The organism is Luteibacter sp. P4_E6 (assembly GCF_056401535.1).
This window is the reverse complement of record NZ_JBFUJE010000161.1, coordinates 1-8,088: the sequence shown is the minus strand read 5'-3', so window position 1 is coordinate 8,088 and position 8,088 is coordinate 1. Positions and strand designations below refer to the sequence as shown.

General features: G+C 62.7%; 5 protein-coding genes. 2 read left to right on the top strand and 3 right to left on the bottom strand.

From position 1 onward, the window contains the following. Nucleotides 1-89 precede the first annotated feature (89 nt). Together AC1DT2_RS11505 and AC1DT2_RS11500 are read left to right on the top strand one after the other, a co-directional pair. Nucleotides 90-1,022, top strand: a complete 933-nt coding sequence (locus tag AC1DT2_RS11505; RefSeq protein ID WP_477296305.1) for an ATP-grasp domain-containing protein — start codon at nucleotides 90-92, stop codon at nucleotides 1,020-1,022. Continuing rightward, complete coding sequence (locus tag AC1DT2_RS11500; RefSeq protein WP_477296304.1) at nucleotides 1,019-2,050, top strand: LLM class flavin-dependent oxidoreductase; 1,032 nt, start codon at nucleotides 1,019-1,021, stop codon at nucleotides 2,048-2,050. The genes AC1DT2_RS11505 and AC1DT2_RS11500 overlap by 4 nt, the downstream gene beginning before the upstream one ends. Before the next feature lie 92 nt (nucleotides 2,051-2,142). Here AC1DT2_RS11500 and AC1DT2_RS11495 read toward each other — a convergent pair whose 3' ends face one another. The 3 genes from AC1DT2_RS11495 to AC1DT2_RS11485 are packed head-to-tail and all read right to left on the bottom strand — an operon-like array spanning nucleotide 2,143 to nucleotide 8,016. Further along, on the bottom strand, nucleotides 2,143-3,744 hold the full coding sequence (locus AC1DT2_RS11495; protein ID WP_477296303.1) for a response regulator: 1,602 nt from the start codon (nucleotides 3,742-3,744) through the stop codon (nucleotides 2,143-2,145). Nucleotide 3,745: 1 nt separating this feature from the next. Further along, entirely contained in the window at nucleotides 3,746-4,582 is an 837-nt protein-coding gene (locus tag AC1DT2_RS11490; RefSeq protein ID WP_477296306.1) for a CheR family methyltransferase, read from the bottom strand. 5 nt (nucleotides 4,583-4,587) lie between these two features. Then, nucleotides 4,588-8,016 (bottom strand): response regulator, encoded by a 3,429-nt coding sequence (locus AC1DT2_RS11485; RefSeq protein ID WP_477296302.1) that lies wholly within the window; start codon nucleotides 8,014-8,016, stop codon nucleotides 4,588-4,590. Between the last annotated feature and the right edge of the window lie 72 nt (nucleotides 8,017-8,088).

Here is an 8,088-nt window from a genome sequence, read left to right as displayed (position 1 = left end):
CTTTAAGACGTCCATACTGCCATCTTCACTTGACTTTGATCACGCACCATGGGAAATCTCTGTAAGTCCTTACAGATCGAAGCCAACGCATGTCCGACGCACCCTCCCTGGCGATCGTTTACGAACACCCCGAATGGTTCAAGCCGCTTTTCTCCGCGCTCGATCGCCGCGGCGTGGCTTACCAGGCCATTCGCTTCGAGGATCATGGGTTCGATATCGCCGAGAAAGCCGCTCCGGCCCCACTGGTATTCAGCCGCCTGGCGATGAGTTCCTTCCTGCGACAGGACGAACACCCCATTTTTTATGCCCAGTCGCTCTATGCGCATTGGGAGTTGAACGGCGCACGGGTTATCAACGGCACCCCTGCCCTCGCCATCGATGCGTCCAAGGCGCGGCAGATGTCGGTGATCAAGTCGCTCGGTCTGGATATCCCCGCCACGCACGTCGTCCACCGTCAGGCTGACATCGTCGCGGCCACCCGCGGGCTTCGCTTCCCCGTCATCGTCAAGGTGAATATCGGCGGATCAGGCGCTGGCGTGTCGCGCTACGACACGCGGGAAGAGCTCGAACAGGCCGTCGCCAACGGGACCACACCCAGGGGTATCGACAGCGTCACCCTGGTGCAGGAATACGTGCCGGCGCGCGATCAGCGCATGGTTCGCATGGAAACCCTCGACGGCAAGTTCCTTTACGCCATTTCACTCAACACCGATGGCGGCACCTTCGATCTGTGCCCCGCCGATGTCTGCCTGATCGACAAGCCGACCGTCACCGTGAGCGAATTCAAACCCGATGCCGAAGCGATACGTGCCGCCGAGGCCATCGCCCGCGCCGCGAAGCTGGACATCGGCGGCATCGAGTTCATGATCGACGACCGCGACGGCGTGCGCCGGTTCTACGACATCAATGGTCTTTCCAATTTCGTGGCAGATCCGCTCAACGTGTTGGGATGGGATCCCCACGAGAAGCTGGTCGACTACCTGTCCCACGCCATCCACGCAACTACGGGAAAAGCAGCATGAGGTACGGATTCTGGGCGCCTGTCTTCGGCGGATGGCTACGCAATATCCGCGACGAGAACATGGAGGCGAGCTGGGAGTACCTCAGCCGGCTGTGTCTACGCGCCGAGGAGATCGGCTATGACCTCACACTCATCGCCGAACTGAACCTCAACGACATCAAAGGCGTCACCGAGCCCGCGCTCGACGCCTGGTCGAGTGCGGCGGCCCTGGCAGCCGTCACAAAGAAGCTCGAGATCATGGTGGCGGTGCGCCCCAACTTTCATCAGCCGGCCCTCTTCGCCAAGCAGGCTGCCAATATCGACCGCATCTCCGGCGGACGGCTTGCGCTGAACGTCGTCTCCTCATGGTGGGCGGACGAAGCCAACCAGTACGGCCTGCAATTCGACCAGCACGACGACCGTTACGCGCGCACCAACGAGTGGCTGCAGGTGGTCGATGGTCTCTGGTCGCAAACCCCCTTCACTTTCACCGGCGAGCGATACCAGCTGAAGGACGCCATCTGCGAGCCGAAGCCGCTCTCGTCGCCACGGCCGACCATCTACGCCGGTGGGGAATCCGAGGCCGCCAAGACGCTTATCGCCGAACGCTGCGATGCCTACGTCATGCACGGCGACGAGCCGGCGTTCATTGCCGAGAAGATCGCCGACATGCGTGCCCGGAGGGAGCGCAATGGCCAGCCGCCGATGCAGTACGGCATGGCCGCCTATGCGATCGTGCGCGACACCGAGGAAGAGGCGCTGGCCGAGGTCGAGCGCATCACGGCATTGGATACCGAGGCGCCCGGCTTTGCCAACTTCGACCAGTGGCTTTCAGGAACGCAGCTCGAGCGCGAGCTGAAGATCAAGGAATACTCGGTTTCCAACCGTGGCCTGCGTCCCGGGCTGGTCGGTACGCCAGCGCAGGTACGCGCCCGTATCGCCGAATTCTCCGCCGCGGGCCTCGATCTGCTGTTGTTGCAGATGAGCCCGCAGCTGGAGGAGATGGAACGCTTCTCGCGGCAGGTGATCCAGGCCACCAGCGATAGCTGACCCTCGTGTTGTAGGAGCCGATTCATCGGCGATCCCGCGGCAGCGGCCTACGGTAGCGGTGAGTGCCTGCGCAGTACGGAAAGGTTTACCCCTCAGCCGGCCTGCGCTCTATCCGCATGCATGACGAAGGCCAGGGCCTGCTGCAACTCGCCATAGCCCACCGGCTTGACCAGGTGGTAGTCGAAACCGGCCCGGGCGGTCGCAGCCTTGTCGGCCTCCTGCCCCCACCCGGTCTGCGCGATGATGGGCAGGTAACGAAGGCCAGGATCGTCGCGAAACGCCCGGCAGACAGCGTAGCCGTCGATCGAAGGCATCCCGATGTCCAGCAGGACCACGTCCGGCCGGAACTCACGGGCAGCCTCCAGCGCCGTCCGTCCATCGAGAACGATCCGGTACTCATGTCCCATGTCGCTCAGCAGCCAGCCGAAGGTCTCGGCGATGTCCGCGTTGTCGTCGACGACCAGGATGCTGAGCGGACCACCGTTTGCCCCGGGGTCCGTCGCCGTGCGCTCGCTGGCCTCCTCGTCGTTGACCACGAGAAGAGGCAGTCGAACGGCAAACGTGCTGCCCTTGTTCTCGCCGTCGCTACTCACCGAGATCGATCCGTCGTGCATCGATACGAGCTGCTTCACCAGTGCGAGACCGATACCCAGGCCCCCCTGTGAGCGGGTCAGGTGCTCGCCCACCTGGGTAAACAGCTCGAAGATGTTCGACTGCATGGTCTTCGGAATACCCATGCCATTATCGGACACGGCAATCACGACGTCCTGCTCGTCCCGGTAGGTATCCAGCGTGAGCGTGCCGCCTGTCGGGGTGTACTTGGCCGCATTGTTGAGCAGGTTCGCCACCACCTGCGTGAGGCGCGTCTTGTCACCGTTGACCCAAAGCGACCGGGCACCCGTGTTGACCCGGAGCGTGTGATTGCCACCCTCGACGAACGGCTGGCTCGCTTCAAGCGCCGACTGGACGACCTCCGCGATCTCGACCCTCTCGCGCTTCAGCACGATCTTGCCCTGGCTGACGCGCGACACATCGAGCAGGTCATCCACAAGGCGCACCAGGTGCACCAGCTGGCGGTCCATGACGCCGTGGATCTGCTCCGTCCGCTCTGGCGAGGGCTGCCCCCTCAGCACGTCCAGACCCATCCGCAACGGCGTGAGCGGGTTGCGCAACTCATGCGCAAGAATGGCGAGGAACTGGTCCTTGTAACGGTCAGATCGGGTCAGCGTGTCGGCATAAACTTCGAGCTCGTCGCGCTGCGCCGCAAGCTGCTGCTTCTGCCGGTGCAGGTCGAAAAAGACCTTCGTCTTGCTCCGCAGGATGTCCCACTCGACCGGCTTCTGGATGAAATCGACCGCACCCGCTTCATAGCCCCTGAACTTCCTCTGGCTGTCGGTATTGCTCGCCGTCAGGAAAATGATCGGTACATGACGCGTGCGTTCGTTGCCGCGCATCAGTTCGGCGAGTTCGAAGCCATCCATGCCCGGCATCTGCACATCGAGCAGTCCCAACGCCACGTCGTGGACGAGCAGGAGTTCCAGCGCCTCTTCTCCCGAGCGGGCCCTGAGCAACACCAGGTCGTCACGGCGCAAGAGCGCCTCGAGGGCAACGAGGTTGTCCTCGAGGTCGTCGACGAGAAGAAAATGAACCGGGCTCATGACCGCCGCGTCCTTACCAGTGATGGGAGTAGCCATGTCAAAGATCCTGCTTCTGGTAGATCCTTTCTTCCTGGACGAAGTCCTGGAAAGCATCGGCATGGGCGGAGAACCGGAGGCTTTCCTTCGAGCCGAGCCCCAGGAATCCCTTGCGTACGAGTGAATCGCTGAACAACTTGATGGTTCGATCCTGCAGGGTGTTGTCGAAATAGATCAGCACGTTCCGGCAGGAGATGAGGTGCATCTCCCCGAACACGGCATCGGTGACCAGGCTATGGTCGGCGAACACGACCCTCTCCCGTAGCGAACGATCGAATGAAGCCTTCCCATAGGCCGCGGTGTAGTAATCCGACAGTGAGGAACGGCCACCGGACTGCTGGTGGTTCTCCGTGAACCCGCGGATGCGATCCAGGTTGTACACCCCTGCCGAGGCTGCCTCCAGTGCTCCCGCGTTGATGTCCGTGGCGTAGAACATCGTTCGCTGTTCCAGACCCTCCTCACGGAAAAGAATCGCCAGCGAATAGAATTCCTCACCACTGCTGCACCCGGCGACCCAGACCTTCAGCGACGGATAGGTACGCAGGTGCGGCACGACGTGCTCGCGTAGCGCACGAAAATAGGAGGGGTCGCGAAACATCTCGCTGACCTGCACCGTGAGGTAACTGACCACGTGGGGCCCCACGGACGGATCGTGCAAAAGCGCTTCGAGCATGGCCGAATGCGTACGATAACCGAGCTTCTCGCGGAGCTGCTTCAGGCGTCGTGTGATCGACGCCCTGGAGTACCCGCGAAAATCGTAGTGGAAGCGCTGGAACAAGGCTTCCAGGATCAGCTCTACCTCGATCGCTTCGAGGCGGCCCACCGCGCTGTCCTCCATGTGGCTCACTGCGAGAGCCACACGCGAACGAGCGAGAGCAGTTTGTCGACGTCGAGCGGCTTGGCCATGTAATCGCTCGCCCCCGCCTGCAGGCAGGTCTCCTGATCGTCAGGCATGGCCTTGGCGGTGAGCGTAATGATCGGCAGTTTCTTCCAGCGCGGATCGGCGCGAATCTGCCGCGTCGCCGTCAGGCCATCCATCACCGGCATCATCACGTCCATCAGCACCAGATCGATGTCGTTGCCAGAGCCATCGCTGGCCTTGTTCAGGGCATCGATGGCCTCCTGGCCATTGCGGGCAACAGTGAGCACGCAGCCTCTGGGCTCGAGGATGTTGATCAGCGCATAGACGTTGCGCACGTCGTCCTCGACCACCAGCACCCGCCGACCCTCGAGCAGCGCATCGCGATGCTGCGCCTCCTGGATCATCCGCTGGTGTTCCTGCGGCAGTTCGGTGACGACCTGGTGCAGGAACAAGGACACCTCGTCGAGAAGGCGCTCGGGCGACTTCGCGCCCTTGATGATGATGGAGCGCGAGTAGACGCGCAGTCGCGCCTCCTCGTCCGACGTCAGATCGCGACCGGTATAGACGATCACCGGGGGGAAGGCATAGATACCCTCGGCGCTCAGCGTTTCCAGCAGCGTGAAGCCGGAAGCATCGGGTAAGGACAGGTCGAGCACCATGCAGTCGAAGGTCTGGCTCTTCAGGTGATCGAGGCACTCTGCCGCCGTCGCCGCCGCCACTGTTTCGACATCCGCGGACGCCAGCAACTGGCGAATAGCGTCGCGCTGCACATCGTCGTCCTCGACCACGAGCACGCGACGGACCGCCTGCGAAAGCCTCGCGTCCAGCTTGCCCAGTACCTCGGCCAGCTGCGCCCGCTTGACCGGTTTGAGCAGATACCCCACCGCACCCATGGAAAGGGCTGCATGGGAATGGTCCGTCGCGGAAACAACGTGGATCGGGATATGACGTGTTCGCACGTCGCGCTTGAGGATGTCGAGCACGGAAAGGCCCGACTGGTCGGGCAAGCCGACGTCCAGCACGATGGCCTGGGGAAGATGATGTCTCGCCAGGGCGAGCGCTTCCTGGGCGCTGGTGGCGATCAGGCAACGGAAGTTCATCTCGCGGGCCAGCTCGAGGAGGATCTGCGCGAAGCGCTCGTCGTCCTCGACGACGAGGATGGCCCGTCGCTGATCGGCCGGCTCGAAGCGATCGTCCGGCACCTTGGGCGCAGGCACGGGGACGGGCGGCGCCACATCGGACCGCGATGCCACCGTCGGCAGGGCCGCGGCCGTGACCGGCTCCGTCGACGGTGGCCTGCGGACGGCACCGAGCAGCGGGGGAATCGTCAGGCTGAACGTACTGCCCCTGCCCACCTGGCTGTCGACGGCGATGCTGCCGCCGAGAAGGCGCGCCAGTTCCAGCGAAATCGACAGGCCCAGGCCGGTGCCGCCGTACTTGCGGCTGATCGTGCCATCGGCCTGCTGGAACGCTTCGAAGATACGCGTCTGCTGTTCAACCGAGATGCCGATGCCGGTGTCGCTAACGGCGAACACGAAATCACCATGGCCGTCGCACGATACGTGCAACTGCACGCTGCCCTGCTCGGTGAACTTGAAGGCGTTGGACAACAGGTTCTTGAGCACCTGCTCCAGGCGCTGACGATCGGTCTCGACGATAGGCGGGCAATCCGGTGACGTCGATACGTCGAAGATCAGGCCTTTCTGTTCGGCGACCGGCTGGAACTGCGGGACAAGACTCTTGATCATGCGGTCGACGGAGAGCGACTCGGCATGAATCTCGATATGACCCGCTTCGATCTTGGACAGGTCGAGGATATCGTTGATCAGCGTGAGCAGATCGTTGCCGGACGAATGGATGGTATTGGCGAACTTGACTTGCTCTTCCGTCAGGTTGCCGCGCGGATTGTCGGCAAGGAGCTTGGAGAGAATCAGCGCCGAGTTCAGCGGCGTCCGCAATTCGTGGGACATGTTGGCGAGGAAGTCCGACTTGTACCGGCTCGCGCGCAGCACTTCCTTCGCCTTGTTCTCGATCACTTCATTCGCCCGGGCGAGGTCGTCGCGCTGCAATTCGAGCTGGTTCGCCTGCTCTTCCAGATGGGCGTTGGTCTGTTCCAGTTCGGCCTGTTGCTGCTCGAGCTCGTGCTGGGATTGCTTGAGCGCGCGGCTCTGTTCCTCGAGCTCCTCGTTGGACACGCGAAGCTCTTCGCCCTGCACCTGCAGCGAATCGGACTGCCGGCGCGTCTCCTCCAGAAGACGACCAAGATCTGCCCGGTAGGTGGCCGAACGGAGTGCCACGCCGATGGCGGAGGAGGCCTGTTCGAGAAGCGAAATGACATCCTCGTCAACGGCGCTGAAAAAGCCGAGCTCCAGCACCCCGTTGACCTCGCCATCGACCACGGTGGGCAACAGGACGAGATGACGCGGTTTGTCCTGGCCCAGCGCCGAGCCGATGGCCAGGTAGCCCTCCGGCACGTCGTCGATGACGAAGGTGCGGCGTTCGGCAGCGGTCTGACCGAGCAACCCTTCGGCCGGCAGGAAGCGCTCGACCACATGGTGACCCGGCGCGAGGCCGTAGACGCCTATCCGCTCGTAAAAGTTGGCGGTGTTGACGAAAAGAGCCCCTGCCTGGGCGTCGACGAATCGAGCGAGGAAGGCGAGGATGTTCGCGCCAAGCGTTTCCGTCTCCTGCTCACCGGCCATGACGGCCGCCAGTTCGAGCTGACCGGCCTGCAGCCAGGTTGCCCGTACCCGGCTACGCGACGCATTGCGAATCATCACGGCGACAAAAATGGTCAGCGCCACGCCAAGCAGACCACTGAGCAGCCCGCTGGTGAGTGCATTGCCATAGGCCGCGGTCATTTCCACGACCCGCTTGTCGCGAAGCGAAAATTCCTCGGCCTGCATATTGGTCAGCTGCGCGCGGATGGCATCCATGGCGGCCTTGCCACGATCGCTGTTGACAACCGCCAGGGCCGCATCGAGGCTGCGTGTCCGGCGCAGCTCGATCGTCTCCTTGAGCTCGCCGAGCTTGTCGTCCAGGCGGCCGGCCAGTTCCTTCAGGCGAGCCTGCTGGCTGGCATTGTCATGGGTCGACAGTTTCAGGGATTCGAGACGGGCAGGAATGCTCGCCAGGGCAGCGCGATAGGGTTCGAGGTACCTCTCGTTCCCCGTCAGCAGGAAGCCACGCTGACCGGTTTCCGCGTCCTGGGCCGCGGAAAGGATGTCGCTCAGCGCGGTCACCGTCTGCTGAGACTGGATGACCTTCTGGTTGCCGTCGCGAATGGTTCGGATGTTCAGATACGCGAGTGCGCCGCTGACGACGAAAAAGACAATAACGGCGGCCAGCGCAATGGACGTGCGCTGATCCATCGCGCGCGAGCGCGACGCACGGGGTGCTTTTGAACTCATGATGACCGGGCTGGTTAGCTGTCGTAGCGGGCAAATATATCATCAAGAAACCGTTATCAAACGGTTCTCCCC

Coding starts and splice junctions, on each gene's coding strand:
- AC1DT2_RS11490 (WP_477296306.1), bottom strand. CDS start 4,582: ATGGAGGACAGCGCGGTGGGCCGCCTCGAAGCGATCGAGGTAGAGCTG.
- AC1DT2_RS11505 (WP_477296305.1), top strand. CDS start 90: ATGTCCGACGCACCCTCCCTGGCGATCGTTTACGAACACCCCGAATGG.
- AC1DT2_RS11500 (WP_477296304.1), top strand. CDS start 1,019: ATGAGGTACGGATTCTGGGCGCCTGTCTTCGGCGGATGGCTACGCAAT.
- AC1DT2_RS11495 (WP_477296303.1), bottom strand. CDS start 3,744: ATGGCTACTCCCATCACTGGTAAGGACGCGGCGGTCATGAGCCCGGTT.
- AC1DT2_RS11485 (WP_477296302.1), bottom strand. CDS start 8,016: ATGAGTTCAAAAGCACCCCGTGCGTCGCGCTCGCGCGCGATGGATCAG.